Origin of the sequence: Rhodococcus koreensis (genome assembly GCF_017068375.1) — a bacterium.
Lineage (GTDB): Bacteria > Actinomycetota > Actinomycetes > Mycobacteriales > Mycobacteriaceae > Rhodococcus_F > Rhodococcus_F koreensis.
Window position 1 is genome coordinate 6,279,804 of record NZ_CP070609.1, and the last position, 22,016, is coordinate 6,301,819.

At 68.3% G+C, this 22,016-nt stretch carries 22 protein-coding genes; 17 read left to right on the forward strand and 5 right to left on the reverse strand.

Going from position 1 to position 22,016, the window contains the following annotated elements:
- Nucleotides 1–174: 174 nt before the first annotated feature.
- From JWS14_RS28580 to JWS14_RS28590, 3 genes are all read left to right on the forward strand, one after another.
- Nucleotides 175–1,164, forward strand: coding sequence for an alpha/beta hydrolase (locus tag JWS14_RS28580; RefSeq protein ID WP_206014920.1), 990 nt, complete (start codon nucleotides 175–177; stop codon nucleotides 1,162–1,164).
- On the forward strand, nucleotides 1,161–1,622 hold the full coding sequence (gene arfB / locus JWS14_RS28585) for an alternative ribosome rescue aminoacyl-tRNA hydrolase ArfB (RefSeq protein ID WP_378672696.1): 462 nt from the start codon (nucleotides 1,161–1,163) through the stop codon (nucleotides 1,620–1,622). The genes JWS14_RS28580 and arfB overlap by 4 nt, the downstream gene beginning before the upstream one ends.
- Nucleotides 1,623–1,747: 125 nt before the next feature.
- A complete protein-coding gene (locus JWS14_RS28590) occupies nucleotides 1,748–2,227 on the forward strand; it encodes a sigma factor-like helix-turn-helix DNA-binding protein (RefSeq protein WP_206014921.1) in 480 nt (159 codons plus the stop codon).
- A gap of 5 nt (nucleotides 2,228–2,232) precedes the next feature.
- Here JWS14_RS28590 and JWS14_RS28595 read toward each other — a convergent pair whose 3' ends face one another.
- Both JWS14_RS28595 and JWS14_RS28600 read right to left on the reverse strand, forming a co-directional pair.
- Entirely contained in the window at nucleotides 2,233–2,583 is a 351-nt protein-coding gene (locus tag JWS14_RS28595) for a VOC family protein (RefSeq protein ID WP_206014922.1), read from the reverse strand.
- A gap of 3 nt (nucleotides 2,584–2,586) precedes the next feature.
- Nucleotides 2,587–3,189: an SRPBCC family protein gene (locus JWS14_RS28600; RefSeq protein WP_241031485.1), complete on the reverse strand. Its 603-nt coding sequence runs from the start codon at nucleotides 3,187–3,189 to the stop codon at nucleotides 2,587–2,589.
- Between the two features lie 444 nt (nucleotides 3,190–3,633).
- Here JWS14_RS28600 and JWS14_RS50210 point away from each other — a divergent pair, with 444 nt between their 5' ends.
- The 3 genes from JWS14_RS50210 to JWS14_RS28615 are packed head-to-tail and all read left to right on the forward strand — an operon-like array spanning nucleotide 3,634 to nucleotide 5,794.
- Complete coding sequence (locus tag JWS14_RS50210) at nucleotides 3,634–3,813, forward strand: recombinase family protein (RefSeq protein ID WP_241031691.1); 180 nt, start codon at nucleotides 3,634–3,636, stop codon at nucleotides 3,811–3,813.
- Entirely contained in the window at nucleotides 3,773–3,979 is a 207-nt protein-coding gene (locus JWS14_RS28610) for a recombinase family protein (RefSeq protein WP_241031721.1), read from the forward strand. Before JWS14_RS50210 ends, JWS14_RS28610 begins: the two co-directional genes overlap by 41 nt.
- 3 nt (nucleotides 3,980–3,982) lie before the next feature.
- Nucleotides 3,983–5,794 carry a zinc ribbon domain-containing protein gene (locus JWS14_RS28615; protein ID WP_206014923.1) on the forward strand — a complete coding sequence of 604 codons (1,812 nt, stop codon included), beginning with the start codon at nucleotides 3,983–3,985 and terminating at the stop codon, nucleotides 5,792–5,794.
- A gap of 32 nt (nucleotides 5,795–5,826) precedes the next feature.
- Here JWS14_RS28615 and JWS14_RS28620 read toward each other — a convergent pair whose 3' ends face one another.
- A complete protein-coding gene (locus JWS14_RS28620) occupies nucleotides 5,827–6,444 on the reverse strand; it encodes a TetR/AcrR family transcriptional regulator (RefSeq protein ID WP_206014924.1) in 618 nt (205 codons plus the stop codon).
- Between the two features lie 154 nt (nucleotides 6,445–6,598).
- On the opposite strand from JWS14_RS28620, the gene JWS14_RS28625 reads away from it, so the two are divergent.
- From JWS14_RS28625 to JWS14_RS28675, 11 genes are all read left to right on the forward strand, one after another.
- Entirely contained in the window at nucleotides 6,599–7,495 is an 897-nt protein-coding gene (locus JWS14_RS28625) for an AurF N-oxygenase family protein (RefSeq protein ID WP_072946912.1), read from the forward strand.
- Nucleotides 7,492–9,303, forward strand: coding sequence for a DUF4873 domain-containing protein (locus tag JWS14_RS28630; protein WP_206014925.1), 1,812 nt, complete (start codon nucleotides 7,492–7,494; stop codon nucleotides 9,301–9,303). Before JWS14_RS28625 ends, JWS14_RS28630 begins: the two co-directional genes overlap by 4 nt.
- 37 nt (nucleotides 9,304–9,340) lie before the next feature.
- Nucleotides 9,341–10,483, forward strand: a complete 1,143-nt coding sequence (locus JWS14_RS28635) for an XdhC family protein (RefSeq protein ID WP_179377648.1) — start codon at nucleotides 9,341–9,343, stop codon at nucleotides 10,481–10,483.
- Between the two features lie 75 nt (nucleotides 10,484–10,558).
- Nucleotides 10,559–11,464 carry an FAD binding domain-containing protein gene (locus JWS14_RS28640; protein ID WP_095863486.1) on the forward strand — a complete coding sequence of 302 codons (906 nt, stop codon included), beginning with the start codon at nucleotides 10,559–10,561 and terminating at the stop codon, nucleotides 11,462–11,464.
- A 2-nt stretch (nucleotides 11,465–11,466) separates the two neighbouring features.
- Nucleotides 11,467–12,045, forward strand: a complete 579-nt coding sequence (locus JWS14_RS28645) for a (2Fe-2S)-binding protein (RefSeq protein ID WP_095863487.1) — start codon at nucleotides 11,467–11,469, stop codon at nucleotides 12,043–12,045.
- A complete protein-coding gene (locus JWS14_RS28650; protein ID WP_095863488.1) occupies nucleotides 12,042–14,441 on the forward strand; it encodes an aerobic carbon-monoxide dehydrogenase large subunit in 2,400 nt (799 codons plus the stop codon). Before JWS14_RS28645 ends, JWS14_RS28650 begins: the two co-directional genes overlap by 4 nt.
- 31 nt (nucleotides 14,442–14,472) lie before the next feature.
- Nucleotides 14,473–15,360 (forward strand): XdhC family protein, encoded by an 888-nt coding sequence (locus tag JWS14_RS28655; RefSeq protein ID WP_206014926.1) that lies wholly within the window; start codon nucleotides 14,473–14,475, stop codon nucleotides 15,358–15,360.
- Nucleotides 15,357–16,244 carry an AAA family ATPase gene (locus tag JWS14_RS28660; RefSeq protein WP_072946900.1) on the forward strand — a complete coding sequence of 296 codons (888 nt, stop codon included), beginning with the start codon at nucleotides 15,357–15,359 and terminating at the stop codon, nucleotides 16,242–16,244. The genes JWS14_RS28655 and JWS14_RS28660 overlap by 4 nt, the downstream gene beginning before the upstream one ends.
- Nucleotides 16,245–16,256: 12 nt before the next feature.
- Nucleotides 16,257–16,919: an SRPBCC family protein gene (locus JWS14_RS28665; protein WP_095863490.1), complete on the forward strand. Its 663-nt coding sequence runs from the start codon at nucleotides 16,257–16,259 to the stop codon at nucleotides 16,917–16,919.
- Nucleotides 16,916–18,133 carry a vWA domain-containing protein gene (locus tag JWS14_RS28670; protein WP_206014927.1) on the forward strand — a complete coding sequence of 406 codons (1,218 nt, stop codon included), beginning with the start codon at nucleotides 16,916–16,918 and terminating at the stop codon, nucleotides 18,131–18,133. Before JWS14_RS28665 ends, JWS14_RS28670 begins: the two co-directional genes overlap by 4 nt.
- Nucleotides 18,134–18,613: 480 nt before the next feature.
- Entirely contained in the window at nucleotides 18,614–20,374 is a 1,761-nt protein-coding gene (locus JWS14_RS28675) for an MOSC domain-containing protein (RefSeq protein ID WP_206014928.1), read from the forward strand.
- Between the two features lie 6 nt (nucleotides 20,375–20,380).
- Here the strand turns inward: JWS14_RS28675 and ligD are convergent, their stop codons facing one another.
- Nucleotides 20,381–21,352 carry a non-homologous end-joining DNA ligase gene (gene ligD, locus JWS14_RS28680; RefSeq protein WP_206014929.1) on the reverse strand — a complete coding sequence of 324 codons (972 nt, stop codon included), beginning with the start codon at nucleotides 21,350–21,352 and terminating at the stop codon, nucleotides 20,381–20,383.
- 138 nt (nucleotides 21,353–21,490) lie between these two features.
- Nucleotides 21,491–21,925, reverse strand: a complete 435-nt coding sequence (locus JWS14_RS28685; protein ID WP_072946891.1) for a PAS domain-containing protein — start codon at nucleotides 21,923–21,925, stop codon at nucleotides 21,491–21,493.
- Between the last annotated feature and the right edge of the window lie 91 nt (nucleotides 21,926–22,016).

Sequence of the window (22,016 nt, forward strand, 5' to 3'; positions counted from 1 at the left end):
CGGTCCTTCAATGAACGTGGGGGGTCGGATGTTCATCGCACGGAAGGTCTCTTCCGTTACTCGGCACATCGCGGGAACTGTTAGCATGCCCCGGGACCGGAATTCGTGCGGGTGGAGGGCGGTACTACGGTCGTGACACGACATGTCTTACGGGGGAAATTGCGCACAGCGGCCGTGACGGCCGTGACCGTGATGTCCCTCTGTCTCGGCGGCACTGTGGCGGCCGCCGATCCGGTCGTCGACACCGGTCGGGCGCTCGGTTCCGTGGCGGCGCCGAATGGTTCGAAGCTCGACCACGTCACCGTGATCGATCCGAGACATTTGACGCTGCAGGTCTTCTCGGCGTCGATGCAACGCGTCGTGCCGGTGTACGTGCAGCGGCCCGCCGATACGAGCGCGCCGCGGCCGACGCTGTACTTCCTCGACGGCCAGATCCGCCGGGAGAAGACCGATGTCGAAGAGTTTCTGGCCGACCAGAACGTGAACGTCGTCAGCCCGTCCGGCGGCGAGAACGCGTATTGGACGGACTGGAAGAGCCCCGACCCGGTCATGGGGGTGAACAAGTGGAAGACCTTTATGACTCAGGAGCTTCCGCCGGTCGTCGACGCGGCCCTCGGAACCAACGGAGTCAACGCGCTCGCCGGCATGTCCCGGGTCGGCACCGCGGCACTGCAGTTGGCGATCGCCGCCCCCGGCCTGTTCCGTGGTGTCGCCGCCTACAGCGGCTGCGCTCTGACCAGTGATCCGCTCGGTCAGCTGCTCATCAAGATCACCATGGACAATTACGGTTACGGCGACCCGGCCAACATGTACGGCGAGCCGGACGATCCGGCGTGGTCGGCGAACGACCCGTTCGTGCATGCCGCCGAATTGCGCGGCACGGAACTGTTCCTCTCCAACGGCAACGGTCTACCGGGGCGCTACGAGACCCTCGGCGGCCCCGGTATCGAGGGGAACGTCGGGGTGCTCGCGCGGCAGATCTACGCGGGTGGTCCGATCGAAGCGGTGACCAACTACTGCACACATCGATTCACGGATCGTCTGGGAGAACTGGGAATACCTGCAACCGCGAGTTTCCGTAACTCCGGGACACACTCGTGGGGATACTGGCAGGACGACCTTCACGATTCCTGGCCGGTGCTGGCTCGGGCGCTGGGAGTGTGAGCGAAGTTCCACCGGTGTTTCCCGGCGGCGAGGTCACCGACGACCTGGAGATCACCCGTTCGCTCGTCGTCCCGGCCGCCGAGTTGCAGTGGCGGTTCTCCCGCGCCGGTGGTCCCGGCGGCCAGGGAGTGAACACCACGGACTCGCGGGTGGAACTCCGGGTGAACCTGTGGACGTTGTCGACCCTGTCTCCCGCCCAGCTCGACCGCATGCAGGTTCAGCTGGGACACAGGCTCGTTGACGGTGTGGTCAGCGTGACGGCGTCCGAAACCCGTTCGCAACTGCGCAATCGGCGCGCGGCACGGGCCCGGATGGCTGCGCTGCTGCGCGCGGCCGTCCTGGCCGAGACGCGGACCCGGCGTCCGACCAAGGCGACCAAGGGTTCACACCGGCGAAGACTCGACGCCAAGAAGCAACGCGGCCAGACCAAGAACTTGCGCAGGAAGCCGGACATGTAGGTGGTTTCACGCACCGGGAAATGGGGAACTTCCCGGATGTGTTGCCCCCTCGTGTGTCGGAAGATGAGTACGGAAGCGCCGTCACGGATGACCGGAGACGGCGAGGTCGGGGGATCGAGGGCAGCATGAGTGTGCTTGACGAGGAATTACATTCGGCGGCGTCAGCCGCCGCGGCGGGGGATCGCGAGGCCGTGCAGCGGATGACGGCGACGCTGTGGCCGCAGGTGGTGCGGTATTGCCGTACCCGCGTGGGGAATTCCACGCAGGTCACGCGGCCCGCGGACGAGGTGGCGCAGCAGGCGCTGCTCGCGGTGGCGCGGCAGCTTCCGTCCCTCGCCCGCAGTGATCATCCGGTCCGTGAGGTGTACCGCGTCGTGAGCCGGACCGTCGCGGACGCGCAGGGCGGTTCCGGAAGCCCCGACCTCCCGGCGGAAGTGGCCCGATTACTGCACGGACTCGACCCCACCGCGCGGGAGATCGTGCTGCTGCGGGTCATCGACGGACTGTCCGCGCACGACACCGCGGGCGTCCTCGGCCTCCCGGTGGGCCGGGTTCTGGTCGTGCAGCACGAGGCGCTGCGAGCTCTGCGGGCGAAGGTGGCCTGATCGCGTCAGGGCCGGCCGGAGAGTACGCAGAACTCGTTGCCCTCCGGATCGGCGAGCACCACCCAACTCTGCTCGCCCTGACCGACATCCGCGTGCCGGGCGCCGAGTGCGAGTAGCCGTTCGACCTCGGCCTGCTGATCGTCGGGCCGGAAGTCGAGGTGGAGCCGGTTCGGGATCTGCTTGCGGTCCGGAACGGCGACGAACAGGATCTCCGGGTGGCTGTCGGCCCGGGGCCGGATGTGGACGTCGCCGTCGGCGTCGGTCACGGCGCCCCAGCCCAGGGCCTCGGCCCACCAGCGTCCGAGGGCTGTCGGATCGACGGCGTTGACCACCACGGCTTCCCATTGCAGGCCCATGCGTCAACGGTACCGGGGAGCGGCGGACGGCCGTCGCCGATTCACGGCAGCGTCGGATCGATCGGTTCGACGCCGAGGCGTTCGGAGTAACTGCTCGTTGAGTGCGCGCCAGCCGTAATTCATCGCGTCGGCGCCGACGATCGGTCCGATCGGGTTGCCGTCGAGCAGGGCCTCGGCGACGTCCAGGCACATGTGCCACCCGGCGGCCGTCATCGCCGCGGTGCGCTGGTCGTCGAGCGTGTGGCGCAAAGTCAGTCGCGTTCCCTCGCCGGATTCCTCGATCGTCCACAGCAGAACGTCGTCACCCCAGGCGTGTTCGAGAACGTGCGGCGCCTCGGCCCGTGTCACGGTGCCGTCGAGTTCGATGCGGTCCGGCCCGTCGACCATGGTCAGGGTGGCGGGACCGACCGTGCCGAGGTCCCGGTCCGCGGTGTACGGCGCCCACTGCGGCAGTTCGCCGGGGTCGGTGAGTGCTGTCCACAGAGCGGCAGGCGAGTGCGTGAACTCGCGGACGAAGGTCAATGCCCATCGGGTGCCGTCGGGTCGTGCTTCGGCGTGCCGGAGTGGGCCGGGGCGATAGTCGCGTCGTGCGTCCGACTCGGTCATGACGAGGTCTCCTTCGAATCGAGGTGCCGCTCGAGGGCGTCGAGGTGGTGTGTCCACAGCCGGCGGTAGGGCTGCAACCACCGTTCGAACTCGTCGAACGGTTCGCGGTGCAGGCTCTCAACTGTTACCGCAATACCTAAAACTTCCTAGTCCTTCCTGTCACTATTGGATCATGCGCATCGGCGAGGCGGTGGCATACCTGAACATGTCGGTGGTGGGGGTCCGGAAGGCCGCGTCGGACGGCCGGTTTCCGTCTCGGCGTACAAGTTCCGATCAGCGAGTATTCGATCGGGAGGATCTCGACATCTACCTGGGTCGACCTACACCGGAGAGCGTTCGGGCCGACAGGGCGGAAGCATTGTATGGCCGGGTGTCCGGCTCTACCTGCAGGAATCCTCGCTTGCCAATCAAGAGAAGGTGCTTCGTGAGAGTGCCACCGGCACCGTGTACAGGGTCTACAAGGATCGTGGTTCCGGTCTGCGGGAGACCCGAGCGGGACTGAATCGGATGCTCGACGACACAGCCAAGGGCCGGTTCACGGTGGTGCGAGTGGTGTGGCGAGATCGGTTGGCGCGATTCTCCGGTGGCATGGATCGAACGTTACCTGTCGGTGGTCGGCGTTAAGGTCGAGGTCCTGCGTGAACATGGGGACAAGGCGCTGGTAGAGGAGCTGATGGACGACTTCATGGCATTGCTCGCCTCGTTTTCCGGCCGCTACTACCAATTGCGGTCGAAGCGGAATCAACGTCGACTTCGTCGGCGATGCGGCAGCGCGGTTGGAGAGGACTAACTGATGGCCAACGCCGGATACACTGCGCTGCGGAAGTTCTCGTTCACCACCCGCCCCTACCTGGCGGTCGATGACATCACCGGTGAGCCGATCGGGCTCGACGATGTCGACACCCGGGTGGGGTGGTTGCTCGACCTGATCTCGGGCGCCGAAGCGCAGATGCTGTCGCGGCTGTGGCAACCGGCCACCTTCGATGTCCTGGCCGCCGGCGTGGACCGCCAGGGCCGCAAGCTCCCGATACAGGGTCATGTCGCTGCTGCGCGTCTGGGCTGGACCCCGCATTACCCGGACGGGGTCTACGTCCCGTCGCGTGTCACGCGGGTGGTGACCGCACAAGCGGTGGCGAGGCTGCGGACCCTGGCATACCGAGACACCGCCATCGCGTCGCTGTCGGCCCGGTTCGACCCGGCCACCAGCCGCCTCGCCGCACCCACCACTGCGGCGGAGTACCTCCCGGCCGGATTCGTCCGAGGCGTGGTGCGGCAGCTCACCGCGCGCGCCCGCCGCGAGGGCGGGGCACTCGCCGGCCGGTTGCGGATCACCGACATGCAGGCACCACCGAAGACCTCGGCGATGGCTCGGCTGTCCGCAGCGGATCGACAACTCGCACACCTCACCGTCACAGACACCGTCATGACGTTGACGGTGAAACTCCCCACCACCGTCGCTCCGACGGGACGCGCGCAGTGGCGACGAGTCCGGTTGACCGCCGCGATCCCACCGCACCTGCACGGGCGGCCGATCAGCGAGTGGCATCTCCCGACCCTTCATCTCGACCACCGAGGTCTGCTGTTGCGGTGCGCGGCCACCGAGACGGTCCCCGCCGCTGATGTGACCTCGGGAACTTGCGCGGTGGGCGTGGACTGGTCCCCGGCCACTCTCGGCGCCGCCGCCATCACCACCGAAACCCCGGACGGGCTGGTGTCTGATTACCAGGGCTGGACCTACGACGATCGCGGCCTTGGGATCAAACTGGCGCGCCTGCAAACCGAGGGTCAACTGCTGCACCGCAAAGCTGCTCGCCTGCGCCGGCTCGCCGCGACCGCTCCCCCCGAGGTCCGAGCACAACTCGATGCGAAGATCGCCGTCCTCGATGCCCACCGCGAGGCGGTGGGCATCAAGCGGGGGAAGATCAACCGGGAAATGGCGTTTCACTTCAGCTCCCAGGTTACCGACTTCGCTGCCGCGGCGGGCGCGACGGTGATCGCGGTGGAAGACCTCACCACCCTCGAAACCCGCGGGCACGGGCGCGTCAACATCAATCGGGCCGCGCAATCGGCCCGCCGCCAAGCCGTCGACGCCCTCACGCACACCACCGCCGGTGTCGGTGCGGTGGTGGTGTCCGTACCGGCACGCGGATCCTCCGCGCAGTGTCCGGGCTGCAACGAACCACTCTCTCGCCCCGGCGGATACCACACCGCATGGTGTTCGGGGTGCAAAATTGGCGGAAACCGTGACCATGTGGCCGCCGTGAACCTGGCCAAACGAGCATTGCTGGGACGCGGAAAAGCCGTTCGGAAGCGCGGCCGGAATCCGCAGATCCGGGTGGTCGAGCATGCGCCGGTGCGCCGATGCCGCGACAAAATGTGTCCCACTCCGAGCCGGCCGCGGCATCGCCGTGTCCGTCACAGTGCTCCCGCCGCGACACCACCGGTGGGGGTGAACCAGACAAAGACTGTTCCTGCGCCACAAGCGTCGGTGTGGGACACGGTACAACCCGTAACACCGCAGGGTACGGGTAGCCGTGAAGTACATACATCTCCCACGCCAGCCACGTCAGTGGTAGGAAGCATGAGATCTATGCAGACGCTGTAGATGCGCTGCTGGCCCCTACGCGTATATACGCGTCAAGGAATATGCACGTCCGGTTGCGGGATGAACGCGATCGACAGCAGGGACCGGACGAACCCGCGCAATGCCTGCTCGTCGGATGTGTCCACGATTCCCTCCGTGATGACGAGGGAACCGATGATCCGGAACGCCCACTCGGAGATGGCGGCGGGACTCACCCCGAACAGTTGCTCGGGCGTGAACAGGCGCTCGAAGTGGGGGGTCAGCAGTTGCGCCCCGAGTTCGATCATCGGCTTCGCCTTCACCGTGAACCAGGGGAGCACCACCTCGGGGTCGTCGCGCAATCCCTTCTGCAGCAACCGGTGTCCGCGGGCGTACTGGACGGCGAACACGACGGCGTCGACGAATCGCACCTGGAGTTGGCTCTGCCGTCCCCGCAGTATCGGGTCGAGCACGACGAAGAAGCGGGAGATCTCCCGCTGGAAGAGGGCCTCGAGGATGGCGGACTGATCGCCGACGTGCTTGTAGAGCGTGGGCCGCGACAGTCCCGCGCGCTCGGCGATGACCGCGTGAAGCCGGGTGCTGTACCCGAGTTCGATCAGGCACTGTTCGGCCGCGTCGAGGATCTTTTCCCGGAGTTCGCTCGGGGTCGGTGTCGTCGGCCGCGTCCTCACGGCCTGATTGTGCTGGTCGGGTGGGGTGGGTGCAAACCGGAAGTGCAAATGTGAACTCGAGTTACAGACAACCATTGACCTGGGTCACACCCGGGTTTACGTTTTACCTATAAACGGCAACGAGAGGGAATCGCTCTCGACGAAGGGATCAGCGATGTCTCAGCGTTCACACACGATCGACCGGGAGGAAGTCGCCGGCAGACTCCTCGCGGGTTCCGTCAAACGCTCGTACGCTCCCGTCGTCGACATCGACTGGGACGCGCCGCTCGAGGACGGCAAGTACTTCCTGCCGCCGCAGGTCCTGTCCCTGTGGGGAACGGAGATGTGGGACGCGATGAGCGAGGCGCAGCGCATCGAACTGTCCCGGCAGGAATCGGCGAACATCCTCAGCGTCGGAATCTGGTTCGAGAACATCCTCAACCAGGCCCTGCTGCGCGCGCTGCTGCACAACGATCCGAGTTCGCTGCACACCCGGTACATGCTCACCGAGATGGGCGACGAGTGCAGGCACATGACGATGTTCGGCCGCGCCATCGAGCAGATGGGCGCCAAGCCCTTCCAGCTCCGGTGGTACCAGGCCGTCGTGGTCAACGTGCTGCCCAGGACATTTCGCGGAACCATGCTCTGGGTGGCCGCGCTGATCGGCGAGGAGATCTTCGACGCCACGCAGCGGCGCGTCCTCGAAGACCCGCAATTGCAGCCGATGATCTCCCGGCTGATGCGGATCCACGTCACCGAGGAGTCCCGGCACATCCGCTTCGCGCGCGAGGGGGTGCGTCGCCGTGTCGCGGAAGGCCACCGGATCGACCGGATGTGGGTCGGCACGCTGCAGGGGATCGGCGGCCCGCTGTTCCAGCGGCTGTTCACCAACCCGGTCATGTACGAGCGGGCCGGACTCGATCCGAAGGAGGCGCGCCGACAGGCGCTGGCAAATCCGAACTTTCGCGAGAATCAACGCCGCGGGTTCGAATCGCTGGCAGCGTTCCTCGAGGAGAACGGCCTCATGCGAGCGACCTCCCGCGCGCTGTGGCGGCGCGGGGGATTCCTGTGACCGACAAATTCGCCGAGCCGGACGTCCTCGTCGTCGGTACCGGATTCGCCGGATTGTGCATGGCGATCAAGCTGAAGGAGGCGGGGCAGGAAAACTTCGTCGTCCTCGAGAAGGCCGATCGCGTGGGCGGAACGTGGCGGGAGAACACGTATCCGGGGTGCGGCTGTGACGTGATGTCGCTGATGTACTCGTTCTCCTTCGCGCCCAACCGGAAATGGACCCGGATGTACGCGCGGCAGCCCGAGATTCTCGACTACATCGAGCGCGTGGTCCGCGACTACGACCTGGCGCCCCACCTTCGGTTCGGTGCCGAGGTGATCGCCTACGACTTCGACGAGACCACGGACCGGTGGCGGGTCGAGACCCGCTCGGGTTCCGTGTTCCACGCGCGGATCGTCGTCGCGGGCCCGGGGCCGCTGCACAAACCCAGCGTTCCCGCGTTCGCCGGACGAGAGTCGTTTCGGGGAAAAGTATTCCACTCCGCCGAATGGGATCACTCGGTCGACCTGACGGGTAAGCGGGTCGCGGTCGTCGGCACGGGAGCCAGTGCCGTGCAGTTCGTGCCCGAGGTCGCGAAGACGGCCGCACACGTCGACGTCTTCCAGCGGACGCCGCACTGGATCCTGCCGAAGCTGGACCGCCCGATCACCGCCGGCGAGAAGGCAGTGTTCAAGGCTGTTCCCGGCGCGCAGAAGACCTACCGCCACGCGATCTACTGGAGCCACGAATCGCTGATCGCCGGGTTCCTGCACCCACGACTGATGACGGTGCTGGAATCGGCCGCCCGGGGACTGTTGCGGAGGCAGGTGCACGACCCCGCCCTGCGTGCCGCCCTGACCCCCGGTTACACGATCGGATGCAAGCGAATCCTGGTGTCCAGCAACTTCTACCCGGCCCTGCAACGAGATAACGTCGACCTCGTCACGTCGGGCATCTCGGAGGTCACCGAGCGCGGGATCCGCACCGAGGACGGGCGCATGCACGACGCGGACGTCATCGTCTACGGCACGGGATTCGCGGTCGGCGACCGATTCGAGAACGAGCACATCGTGGGTCGGCGCGGGCTCACGATCCAGCGGGCCTGGCGCGACGGCATGGAGGCGTACCTCGGTGTCGCGGTGACGGGGTTCCCGAACTTCTTCCTCATGATGGGGCCGAACTCCGGAGGCGGCAATCAGTCGATCGTCTTCGTCATCGAGGCCCAGGCACACTACATCACCCGCTGCCTGGCGCTGATGCAGAAACGGGACGCAACGCGGATCGAGGTGCGGGCAGGCGCGCAGCGTGAATTCAACCGGGTGATCCACCGCAAACTCGAGGGCTCGGTGTGGAATTCGGGTGGTTGCGACAGCTGGTACCTCGATTCCGCCGGCCGCAACCGGGCGGCGTGGCCGGGTTCGAGCGCATCGTACTGGCGGCGCCTGCGTACCCCCGACGACCGGCACTTCGAGCTGAGTTCACTCACCGAACGCGAGGACGACACCGAGTACCGGGGGCCGGGGGTGCTCACGTCCGGCGACCTGACCGTGGCCGTCGAGGTCTTCCTGAACGGTCACCTCGAACCGCTGGACGGTCTGTACCACTGGTACGGCCGCGTCGTCGGCGACGGCGTCGACGCGGCGAAGCAGCGCAACCGCACCCCGCTGTTCCTCACCATCGGCGACGGTCGCGAGGCACCCGCCGCCCTCGCCGAGCGCGACCCGTGGGGCCACTTCCGGATCGCCGGAGTCGGGACGCCGCCATTCTCGCTGGCACCGGTCGACGTCGAGGTTCCCGTCTCCGCGGCCAAACTCGCGTCGGCGGAATAGTCTGGAAGCGAATCGGACTCGAGCGGGAAGGGTGCTGATGCGCGACGTGCTGGCAGACCTGATGGCGGTGTGGACGGTCGGCGGAACGGCGGGCGTCGGAACGGTGGTCCGCACGTTCCGCTCCGCACCGCGGCCGGCGGGGGCGTCCATGGTCGTGGCTCCCGACGGCAGCGCGTCCGGTTCGGTGTCGGGCGGATGCGTCGAGGGGGCGGTCTACGAACTCGCGACCGAGGTCGCGGCGACGGGGACGCCGGTGCTGCAGCGGTACGGGATCAGCGACGAGAATGCGTTCGAGGTGGGTCTCACCTGCGGTGGAATCATCGACATCTTCGTCGAGCCCGTCTCGCGGGACAATTTTCCGGAACTCGGTGAGATCGTCCGGGACATCGAGAACCACCGGCCGGTCGCGGTCGCCACCGTCGTGGCGCATCCCGATGCCACCCGGGTGGGTCGCCGGCTGATCGTCCGGCCCGAGGACGTGAGCGGTGCCCTCGGTTCGGACCGCGCCGATTCCGCTGTCACCGACGACGCCCGGGGTCTCCTCGCGGCCGGCGGCAGCACGGTGCTGACGTACGGCACCGACGGTCAGCGTCGTGGCGAGGGAATGGAGGTGTTCGTCGCCAGCTATGCGCCGCGGCCGCGCATGCTCGTGTTCGGGGCCATCGACTTCGCCGCCGCGGTGGCCCGGCAGGGCGCCTTCATGGGATACCGGGTGACGGTCTGCGACGCCCGGCCGGTGTTCGCGACGCACGCGCGGTTCCCGACCGCGGACGAGGTGGTGGTGGACTGGCCGCACCGGTACCTGGCCGGCCAGGCCGAGGCCGGTGCCATCGACGGCCGGACCGTGATCTGCGTACTCACCCACGACCCGAAGTTCGACGTCCCTCTCCTCGAGGCGGCGCTGCGCCTCCCGGACGTCGCGTTCATCGGTGCCATGGGATCACGCAGAACCGACCTGGACCGGCGCGAACGCCTCCGCGAGGCGGGTCTGACCGACACCGAACTCGACCGGCTGTCGAGCCCCATCGGCCTGGACATCGGCGCCCGCACCCCGGAGGAGACGGCGGTGTCCATCGCCGCCGAGATCATCGCCTGCCGGTGGGGTGGCACGGGGCGCCCGCTGGCGGAGTCGAGCGGCCGCATCCACCACGAGGAACCGGTGGATTCCCTCGTCGAATAGGGCGGTTCACCGGGGTTGACGGACCACCGGTTCTTGCGGAGGCTGAAAGGATCCACATTTGTGAGGTAGGTCACAATGCAAGTACCAGGATCCTTCGAATACGAGCGTGCAACGGGCGTCGACGACGCGATCGCCCTGCTCGACCGGCTGGGCGACGAAGCCCGCCTCGTGGCAGGCGGCCACAGCCTGCTCCCCATGATGAAACTTCGTCTCGCCAATCCCGAGTACCTCATCGACATCAACGACCTCGAGGGCGAACTCGGATACATCACGACCGAGCGGTCGAGGCTGCGGATCGGTTCGATGACCCGGCATCGCCGGCTTCTCGAATCGGACGAACTCGCGGCGGCGTTTCCCCTCTTCCGCGACGCGGAGAAGGTGATCGCAGACCCGGTGGTCCGCAACCGCGGAACCATCGGCGGATCGCTGTGCCAGGCGGACCCGGCCGAGGACCTCACGACGGTCTGCGGTGTCCTCGGCGCCACGTGCGTGGTGCAGGGACCCGGCGGACGCCGCGAGATCCCCATGTCCGAGTTCATGGTCGGACCGTACGAGACGGCGCTCGCGCACAACGAGATGCTCATCGAGATCGTGATACCCGTCCACGGCCACAGCTCCAGCGCCTACGCCAAGGTCGAACGGCGAACCGGCGATTGGGCGGTCACCGCGGCAGGAGCGGCCGTCACCGTGGAGGGCGGCGAGATCGCCCGGGCCGCCGTTGGCCTGACCGCGGTCGACCCCGACCCCTCCGGGCTCGCGGACATCGCCGACTACCTGACCGGACGCCCCCCGTCCGAGGAGGCGTTCGCCCAGGCCGGGCGGATGGCCGCGCAGGTCTGCTCGCCGGTCGGCGACGCCCGCGGCACCGTCGACTACAAACGTCATCTCGCATCCGAACTCACGATCCGCACACTCCGTACAGCGGTCGACCGGGTGCTCCGCAGCGACGTGGAGCACGAGCCGACCGGAGAAGAGGCATAGCCATGCAGGTGAACATGACCGTCAACGGTGAAGCAGTGACCGCCGAGGTGGAACCGCGCATGCTGCTCGTCCACTTCCTCCGCGACCAACTGGGCCTGACCGGGACCCACTGGGGCTGCGACACCAGCAACTGCGGCACGTGCGTCGTCACCGTCGACGGCGATCCGGTGAAGTCGTGCACGATGCTCGCCGCGATGGCCGGCGGGCACGACGTCCGCACGGTCGAGGGCCTCGAGCACGACGGCGAACTCGATCCCGTCCAGCAGGGCTTCATGCAGTGTCACGGACTGCAGTGCGGGTTCTGCACGCCCGGCATGATGATGACGGCGCGGGCCTTGCTCGACCGCGAGGAGAGCCCGGACGAGGCCACCATCCGGGAAGCGATTTCCGGGCAGATCTGCCGCTGCACCGGGTACACCACGATCGTGCGCTCGATCCAGTGGGCGGCGGACCACCGGGCCGGTGAGGCCGCCGAGCCCGAACCGGCAGGCGACTTCGACGCGGACGTCCAGGAGGACACGACGCGGGGCGCCGAGGGCACGCCGAAGACAGTCGAAGAGCATGTGGGAAGTGCGTCATGACCACCGTCGAATCGCGTCCGCCCTCGGGCGACGCCGTCGTGGACAACGACAAGAAACCGTGCGGCCACGGTCGCATGCTTCGCAAGGAGGACCCCCGCTTCATCCGGGGGCTCGGAAATTACGTCGACGACATCACCCTCCCCGGCATGCTGCACCTGGCGATCCTGCGGTCGCCGGTCGCGCACGCGCGGATCGTGAGCATCGATACCACTGCGGCGCAGGAACATCCGAAGGTGACGGCGGTGGTGACGGGCGCCGACCTCGCGGCGAAGAATCTCGCGTGGATGCCGACGCTGTCCAACGACGTGCAGGCCGTGCTGGCCACCGACAAGGTGCGTTTCCAGGGCCAGGAGGTCGCGTTCGTCATCGCCGAGGACCGCTATTCGGCCCGGGACGCGCTGGAACTGATCGACGTCGAATACGACATGCTCGATCCCGTCGTCGACGCCCGCGCGGCGCTGTCGCCCGATGCGCCGGTGATCCGCGACGACCTCGACGGCAAGACGGACAATCACTGCTTCGACTGGGAGACAGGCGATGCCGCCGCGACCGAGGCCGTGTTCGCGAAGGCGGACGTGGTGGTGAAGCAGGAGATCGTCTATCCCCGGGTGCATCCGGCGCCGATGGAGACGTGCGGTGCGATCGCCGACATCGACCGGGTGTCCGGCAAGCTCACCCTGTACACCACCTCACAGGCCCCGCACGCGCACCGGACGGTCTACGCCCTCGTCTCGGGAATCCCGGAGCACAAGATCCGGGTGGTGTCCCCGGACATCGGCGGCGGATTCGGCAACAAGGTGCCGATCTACCCGGGATACGTGTGCGCGATCGTCGCGTCGCTCGTGACGGGCAAACCGGTGAAATGGATGGAGGATCGTAGCGAGAACCTGATGAGCACCGGGTTCGCCCGCGACTACATCATGGTCGGCGAGATCGCGGCCACCGCGGAGGGCAAGATGCTCGCGATCCGCACGAAGGTGCTGGCCGACCACGGGGCGTTCAACGGCACGGCGGCGCCCATCAAATACCCGGCCGGTTTCTTCGGCGTCTTCACCGGCAGCTACGACATCGAGGCCGCGCACTGCGCGATGACGGCGGTCTACACGAACAAGGCGCCCGGCGGCGTGGCGTACGCCTGCTCGTTCCGCATCACCGAGGCCGTGTATCTGGTCGAGCGGCTCGTCGACTGCCTGGCATTCGACCTGAAGATGGATCCGGCGGAACTGCGGCTGAAGAATCTGCTGAGGCCGGAACAGTTCCCGTACACCAGTAAGACGGGCTGGGTGTACGACTCGGGCGACTACGAGACCACCATGCGCAAGGCCATGGACATGATCGGCTACGACCATCTGCGGGAGGAGCAGAAGGAACGCCGCGACCGTGGTGAGCTGATGGGAATCGGCATGGCGTTCTTCACCGAAGCCGTCGGTGCCGGCCCCCGCAAGGACATGGACATCCTGGGTCTGGGCATGGCCGACGGGTGCGAACTGCGGGTCCATCCCACGGGGAAGGCCGTCGTCCGGTTGTCGGTGCAGACCCAGGGGCAGGGCCACGAGACGACGTTCGCGCAGATCGTGGCGGAGGAACTCGGCATCCCGCCGGACGACATCGACGTGGTGCACGGCGACACCGACAACACGCCGTTCGGGCTCGGCACGTACGGCAGCAGGTCGACGCCGGTGTCCGGGGCGGCGGCCGCGCTGGTCGCCCGCAAGGTGCGGGACAAGGCGAAGATCATCGCGTCCGGGATGCTCGAGGCCTCGGTCGCGGATCTGGAGTGGGAGAAGGGCGAATTCCATGTGAAGGGCGATCCGTCGGCGAAGGTGACCATCCAGGACATCGCGATGCGGGCACACGGCGCAGGCGACCTGCCGGAGGGCATCGAAGGCGGACTCGAGGCGCAGATCTGCTACAACCCCGAGAATCTGACGTACCCGTACGGCGCGTACTTCTGCGTCGTCGACGTCGATCCCGGCACCGCCGTGGTGAAGGTACGGCGGTTCCTCGCCGTCGACGACTGCGGCACCCGCATCAACCCGATGATCATCGAGGGGCAGGTCCACGGCGGCATCGTCGACGGCATCGGCATGGCGCTGATGGAGATCATCGAATTCGACGAGGACGGCAACTGCCTCGGCGGGTCGCTGATGGACTACCTGATCCCCACCGCGCTCGAGGTTCCGAAACTCGAGACCGGCTTCACCGTCACCCCGTCGCCGCATCACCCGATCGGCGCCAAGGGCATCGGCGAATCGGCGACGGTCGGATCGCCCGCGGCCGTGGTGAACGCGGTGGTGGACGCGCTCGCCCCGTTCGGGGTGCGGCACGCCGACATGCCGCTCACCCCGTCCCGGGTGTGGGAGGCCATGCAGGGCCGCGCGACACCCCCGATCTGAGTGTCGCCCCCGTCGGCTGCGAGGAGGCCCGATGGATCTGAAAGAGCGTGCGGCGCAACTGGTGCGCGACCGCAGGCCGTTCGTCCACGCGACGGTGGTGCGGGCACAACCGCCGACGTCCAGTCACACCGGCGACGAGGCGATCCTCCTGCAGGACGGGACGATCGAGGGTTTCGTCGGCGGGCAGTGCGCGCAGAACTCGGTGCGCACGGCCGCGCTGGGTGTGCTCGAGCGCAACGAGAGCGTGCTGTTGCGGGTCCTGCCCGACGGGGCCGTGCAGTTCCCGGAGACCCCGGGCGCGTCCGTCGTGGTGAATCCGTGCCTGTCCGGCGGCGCCATGGAGATCTTCCTGGAGCCGCAGGTGCCGCCGCCGCTCGTCAGGATCTGCGGCACCACACCGATCGCGCAGTGTCTGGCGGGCATAGCGGAACTGCTGGGATTCACCGTCGAGCACGACGACGCCGGGCAGTTCTCCGGCACCACGGCCGTGGTGCTCGCCGGCCACGGCGGACCCGAAGCGGAGGTCATCCGCGCGGCGCTCGACGCCGGCGTCGGGTACGTCGGGCTCGTCGCCAGCCGGACCCGCGGGGGAGCCATCCTCGACATGCTGGGCCTCACCGAGTCCGAGCGGGCGCGGGTGCACACCCCGGTCGGCCTCGACATCGGGGCGCGGACGTCGGCGGAGATCGCCGTGTCGATCGCGGCCGAGTTGGTGCAGCAGCTGCGGAGAGCGGGACTGCGGGCGCCGGAGGACGGTTCGGCCTCGCGGGCGGCGGTGGCGGAGGCGGTCGATCCGGTGTGCGGGATGCGCGTCGTGGTGGGACCGGACACCGTCCACCTCCGGCGCGACGGCCACGACTTCTGGTTCTGCGGGCCGGGGTGCCGGGCGTCGTTCGCGCAGGAGACGGGAGCGGTATGACGGAGGGGTTCGAGGATGTGGCGGACGTGGTCCGGCGGTTCGACGCCGAGGACTATCTCCTGGACCTCGGAACCGCGTCGGCGCTGTACCTCGGGGCGGTCCTGCGCCGTCCGCTGCTGCTCGAAGGCGAACCCGGAGTCGGCAAGACCACCGCGGCGAAGGCTCTGGCGACCGTTCTCGGTGCGCCGCTGATCCGGTTGCAGTGCTACGAAGGCCTCACCGCGAACGAGGCGCTCTACGACTGGAACTATCAGCGGCAGCTGCTCACCATCCGGCTGGCCGAGTCGCGAGGCGACGGCCTGACCGAGGACGATCTGTTCACCGAGGAGTTCCTGCTGGAACGTCCGATCCTGCACTGTGTGAGATATCGGGGACCGACCCCGCCCGTGCTGCTGATCGACGAGATCGACCGGGCCGACGACGAGTTCGAGGCCCTGCTCCTCGAGTTCCTGGGGGAGGCGTCGGTGACCGTTCCGGAACTGGGAACGTTCACGGCCGAACATCATCCCGTCGTCGTGCTGACGTCCAACCGCAGCCGCGATCTCCACGACGCGCTGCGCAGGCGGTGCCTCTACCACTGGATCGACTATCCGGAGCCGGCGCGGGCGGCCGCGATCGTGCGCCGCACGGTGTCCGTGGCGTCCGAACTCCTCATCGAGCACGCCACCCGATTCGTCGGCCGTGCCCGCGACCTCGATCTCGACAAGCCTCCCGGAATCGCGGAGACGATCGACTGGGTGTCCGCGCTCGCGGCGCTGGGTGTGGCCGATCTGGTTCGCGAAGACGCGATCTCGAGCCTGAGTGCACTCGCAAAGACCCCGGACGACCGCACAATGGTTCAGGACGCATTCGTCGACTACGCGCGCGGCCTGGCCACCGGATGAGAGGGTTCCGCCATGAAGATCGCCAACGAGTTCACCGTCAGCGCCCCGATCGAGCAGGCGTGGGAGGTGCTCAGCGACCTCGAGGAGGTTGCCCCCCTGCTGCCCGGCGCGCAGATGACCGGGCGGGAGGGCGACGACTACCTGGGGAAGGTGAAGGTCAAGGTCGGCCCGGTGACGAGTGAGTTCAAGGGCAAGGCCACGTTCGTCGAACGCGACGCGCAGGAGCACCGCGCCGTGATCGACGCCCGCGGCCGGGACTCGCGTGGTTCCGGCAACGCGTCCGCGACGATCACCGCCCAGTTGCACGAGGCGGGCGACGGCACCCGCGTCACCGTGGACACCGACATGAAGATCGTCGGCAAACTGGCGCAGTTCGGCAGCGGGATGATCCAGCAGGTGTCGGAGAAACTCATGGGGCAGTTCGCGGAATCGCTGGAAGCGAAACTCTCCGGAGGGCCTGCCGACCAGCCCGCGGCCGAACCCGAATCAGTGGGTTCCGCCACCGACTCCGCCGGCACCACGGCGCTGTCCGTGGCACGGCCCGCCGCCGAACCGGCGCCGCTGGACCTGCTGGCGCTGTCCGGTGCGGGTGCGTGGAAACGGTACGCCCCGATCCTCGCTGCCGTCCTCGCGGGAATCGTGGTCGTCCTCGTGGTGGGCCGCCGCAGGCGATGACCGCGTCGGGCATCCTGCGGGGTGTCGATCTCGCCGCGTTCGCCGTGGCACTCGTGGCCCGGTTGCGGGCCCGCGGCGTCGTGGTCTCGGCGAGCGGCCCCGCGGTGTTCGTGCAGGCGCTGCACCTGTCGCCGCCGGGTTCACGTTCGCGGCTGTACTGGTCGGCGCGTCTGACGCTCGTCAACCGCGTCGACGACCTCGCGTCGTTCGACGCGGTGTTCGCCGCGGTCTTCGAGGACGCGCTGCTGTCGGTGGACCCGCATGCGCGGCGCACCGCCGCCGGGCGGGAGTCGGCCCTCGCCGCCGTCCGCGACGGCCGCGACCGGCCCGGCGACCCGCAGGACGTCGAGGGCGTGCCGTGGATTACCCGACCGCTGATGACCGGCGGCGTCGACAACGCCGAGGACGGCCTTCACGACGCGCTCACCGCGGTGCCGGACACCCTGCCCAGCAGGCTCGTGGCCCGCGCCGACGAACCCTTCGCCCGATTCGACGCCCGCGATCTCCGGCTCCTCGGAGCCTGGCTGGAACAGGCCACCGCGGCGTGGCCGTCCCGCCGCACCCGGCGTCGCGAAGTGCATCGCCGCGGCAGGCGTATCGACCTGCGGGCCACCATGAACCGGTCGAGGGCGACGGGCTGGGAGCCGGTGGTGCTCGCGCGGAGCCGCGCCCGGGACCGCCCGCGCCGCATCGTCATGCTGTGTGACGTGAGCCGGTCGATGCAGCCGTACGCCGCGATCTACCTCCATCTGATGCGGGCGGCGGTGCAACGGCAGACCGCGGGCAGGCCGGAGGTGTTCGCGTTCTCCACGTCGCTGACGAGGCTGACCCCCGTGCTCGCCCACCGCAGCGCCGAGACCGCGGTCCGCAGGGCGAACGAGAAGGTGGTCGACAGATTCGGGGGCACCCACATCGCGGGCAGTGTGAGTGAACTGCTCGCGTCCCCGCACGGCAACGCGCTGCGCGGCGCACTCGTCGTCATCGCGTCCGACGGCTGGGACAGCGACGACCCGGAGCGCCTGGCGCACGCCCTCACCCGGGTGCGTCGTCGCGCCCATCGCCTGGTGTGGCTCAACCCCCGCGCCGGTGACCCCGGCTTCCGGCCGCTCGCCGGTTCGATGGCGGCCGCGCTGCCGTTCTGCGACGCGTTCCTCCCCGCGCATTCGCTGTCCGCGCTGCGCGACGTGCTGGACGTGATCGGCCGCCTCGGCTGAGCGGGTGGCCCGACTCCACCCCCAGGGTGCCTGGCAGTCGTGGCGTCCTTCCCGGATGCTCGAACGACGGTGCTGCACACCGCGCTTCAGCTCACAGGAGGAACAATGTCGACTACCAGAACTTCCGCCAGGATCGTGGCGGCCATCGGGGCGATCCTCGCGGCCCTGTCGATCTCGTTGGTGGGAACCGCCGAGTTCGCCGGCGCCAGACCCTGTCAGAACGATTGTCACGCACCCGTTCCCAAACCTCCGGTCGACGGCTGCCAACTCTGCAACCCCAACCCCCCACCGCCTCCGCCGCCACCGCCCCCGCCGCCCCGGTAGGGAAGGGTTCGGCATGCGAGACACGCGCCCCGGCCGCACGGTCGGGGCGCGTGTCTCGTTGCGGTCGCACGCCGAGTCGTTGATCCGCGGGATGGGATGACAGATGATCGATCGGGGGCCGATCGCGTGTCGTACCGACCAGAAGAGGCGAATGCCGTGGCTACGCTCAGTTCACTGAATGTCGGGTTGCCCCGGGACGTGTCCTGGCGGGGACGGACGGTCCACACCGGCGTGTGGAAGCGCCCCGTGGACGGCCCACGGACGGTCCGGAGGCTCAACATCGACGGTGACGGCCAGGGCGACCTCGGGGGACACGGTGGTGAGATCCGCGCCGTGCTCGTCTATCAGACCGAGTCCTACCGTCACTGGCGCGAATACCTCCGCCGTGACGATCTCGAACCCGGGCATTTCGGCGAGAACTTCACCGTCGACGGTCTGCCCGACGACGAGGTCTGCATCGGTGATCGCTACCGGATCGGAACCGCGGTCTTCGAGGTCACCCAGCCCCGCGTGACGTGCTACCGGGTGGGTATGCGCATGAACGAACCGCAGATGGCGGCGTTGCTCGTGTCCCACCGCAGGCCAGGCTTCTACCTCCGGGTGATCGAGGAAGGAGAGGTCGAGGCCGGGCAGGACATCGTGAAGGTCGCCGCGGGCCCGGAAGCGGTGCCCGTCGCGGAGATCGACGCGCTCCTGTACCTGCCCGGCCACCCCCGCGACGCACTCGAACGGGCGTTGCGGATCCCGGCGTTGAGTCCCGGATGGAAGGAGTCGCTGCAGAGCATTCTGGACCGAGTCGATTCGGGTGCCGGCGGAAACGTCGGGCTGACGAAGACCGCAGGCAGCCCGCCGCCGGCGTGGCCCGGGTTCCGCTCGCTCACGGTGACCGGGATTCACGAGGAGAGCCGCCGCGTCCTGTCGTTGTCGTTGGCCGCACCCGACGGATCGGCGTTGCCGTCCTGGCAGGCGGGGCAGTCGATCACACTGCGCCTGCACCCCGACGACGTGCAGGGCCCGGTGATCCGCAGCTATTCGCTGTCCAATCGCCCCGGCGCCGCCGACTACCGGATCAGTGTGAAACGGGAACCGCACGGCGTCGCAGGCCGGTACGTCCACTCGCGTGTGCGCCTCGGTGACACCCTCGAGGTGGCGGCCCCGCGAGGGACGTTCTTCCTGGACGGCGAGGCGAGGCCGGTGGTGCTCGTGTCCGCGGGCGTGGGGGTCACACCTCTGCTGTCGATGTTGTACGCACTCGTGGAAGCGGGTTCGCCGCGGCAGGTGTGGTGGGTGCACGGTGCCCGTGACGGATCCGAGCATCCCTTCGCCGAGGAGAGCCGCGACCTCCTGGACCGGTTGCCGGGCAGTCGTTCGCACATCGCCTACAGCAGGCCTGCCGAAACCGACAGCAGGGACGGCGACTACACCACGGCAGGCCGGCTCACGGGGGAACTGATTGCGAGTCTCGGTCTGCCCGCGGACGCGGATGCCTATCTGTGCGGGCCCGCATCGTTCATGGCCGATCTCGGGTCCGCGCTCGCCGCCGCCGGACTCGACCCCGCGCGGATTCACATCGAAACGTTCGGTGCGGAAGGAGCTCTCAATCCCGGTGTGGTTCAGGATTCGTCGCGGGCACCCCATCCGCCGTCCGGACCGCCGGGTGCGGGTCCGTCCGTCTCGTTCGCGCGCAGCGGGCTCACCGTGCCGTGGGACCCGGGGCGGGGAACCCTCCTCGACTTCGCCGAGGCGTGTGACGTGCCGACACGCTGGTCCTGTCGCACCGGGGTCTGCCACACCTGTGAAACGGTGCTGCTGTCCGGGGCCGTCGACTACGACCCGGAACCGATCGAACCGGCCGCGGACGGGAACACCCTCATCTGCTGCACCACACCGGCGGACGACGTGGTGCTGGACCTGTAGCGCCGACTAGTCCTCCGCGCCACCGGGATCCGACTCGCCCTCGGCCTCGTCGCGGTCCGCCCACTCCAGCAGCGGCTCGAGTGAGAACACGGCGTCGTCGATTCCCGCGTGCAGATCACCGAGTGTCGCGAACCGCTCGGGGACGGTGGCGATCGTGAACTCGTGCGGGTCCACGTCGTCGATCTCGTCCCACGTCACCGGGGTGGACACCGTCGCGTCGGGCACACCCCGCACCGAATACGCACTGGCGATGGTGTGGTCGCGGGCGTTCTGGTTGTAGTCGACGAACAACTTGCGCGGGTCCCGGTCCTTCCGCCACCAGGTGGTGGTCACGTCCTTCGGTGCCCTGCGCTCCACCTCGCGGGCGAAGGCCAGCGCGGCCCGACGGACTTCGCCGAATCCCCAGTCGGGCCGGATCCGGACGTAGACGTGCATGCCGCTGCCGCCGGACGTCTTCGGCCACCCCGTCGCACCCAATTCGTCGAGCACCTCGTGCACCACCCCGGCGACGCGCCGCACCGTGTCGAACCCGCAGTCGGGCATCGGATCGAGGTCGATCCGCCACTCGTCGGGTCGTTCGACGTCCGCGCGGCGCGAGTTCCACGGATGGAACTCGACCGTGGACATCTGCACCGCCCAGATCACGTCCGCCGGGTGCGTGACGCACAGTTCGTCGGCGTGGCGGTTGTACCGCGGAAACGTCACGCGGACCGTCTGCACCCAGTCCGGCGCACCGTGCGGCAACCGCTTCTGGTGCACCTTCTCGCCGCTCAGACCGTCCGGGAAGCGGTGCATCATGCAGGGGCGTTCGCGCAGTGCGCGCACGATCCCGTCGCCGACGCTCAGGTAGTAGTTCGCGAGGTCCAGTTTCGTGGCGCCGGTGGCGGGGAAGTAGACGCGCTCCGGGTGCGAGATCCGCACGGTCCGGTCGCCGACCTCCAGTTCGACAGCGGGTGACTTGTCCTTACCGGTCGCCATGCAGCCAACCTAACCCGCGGCAGATCGGGCCCGGGTGGTTTCGCGGCCATCCTCGTCGCGGTGTGTACACAGCGATTTGCCGGATGCGGGCGCAATTGCGCGGGATTCCGGCACATGCCTGTGCAACTGTGGCGCGGGTCAGAACCCCGGGGCCCGGCCGCCGTTCCACAGTTGTTCGGTGACGTCGTGGAAGCAGACGAGGGTCACCGGGTCGTCCTGCCGGCGGAGGATGGGCCTGCTGACGAGGGCGCGGACCCGGGATCCGTCCTGATGTGCGAGGTCGACGGGGGTGGTCGCCGACTCACGGAGGTGTTCGACGGCCGCGGCGCCCGTCGACGTCTCGTCCAGGTCGAGGAGTTCGGACACCGGACGCCCGCGCAGTGACGCGACGGGGTGCCCCAGCATCCTCTCGAACGCACTGTTCGCGTGGACGACCGTGCCGTCGTCCTCGACCGCCAGGACGGGAACCGGGAGGCGCTCGAGCAGGACGAGGGCGGGTAGCTGCTCGAGGTAGCCCAACGGGGTGTCCGGGATCGGGCGACGTCTCTCCTCATGATCTGCCTCTGCGCTCACAGACCTATACTCTCACCGATTCCGACCGCCCGTCCCGTTGTCGCCGCAGACGGCGATTCTTCGGAGGACATTCGGATCCGGCGGAGGGCGA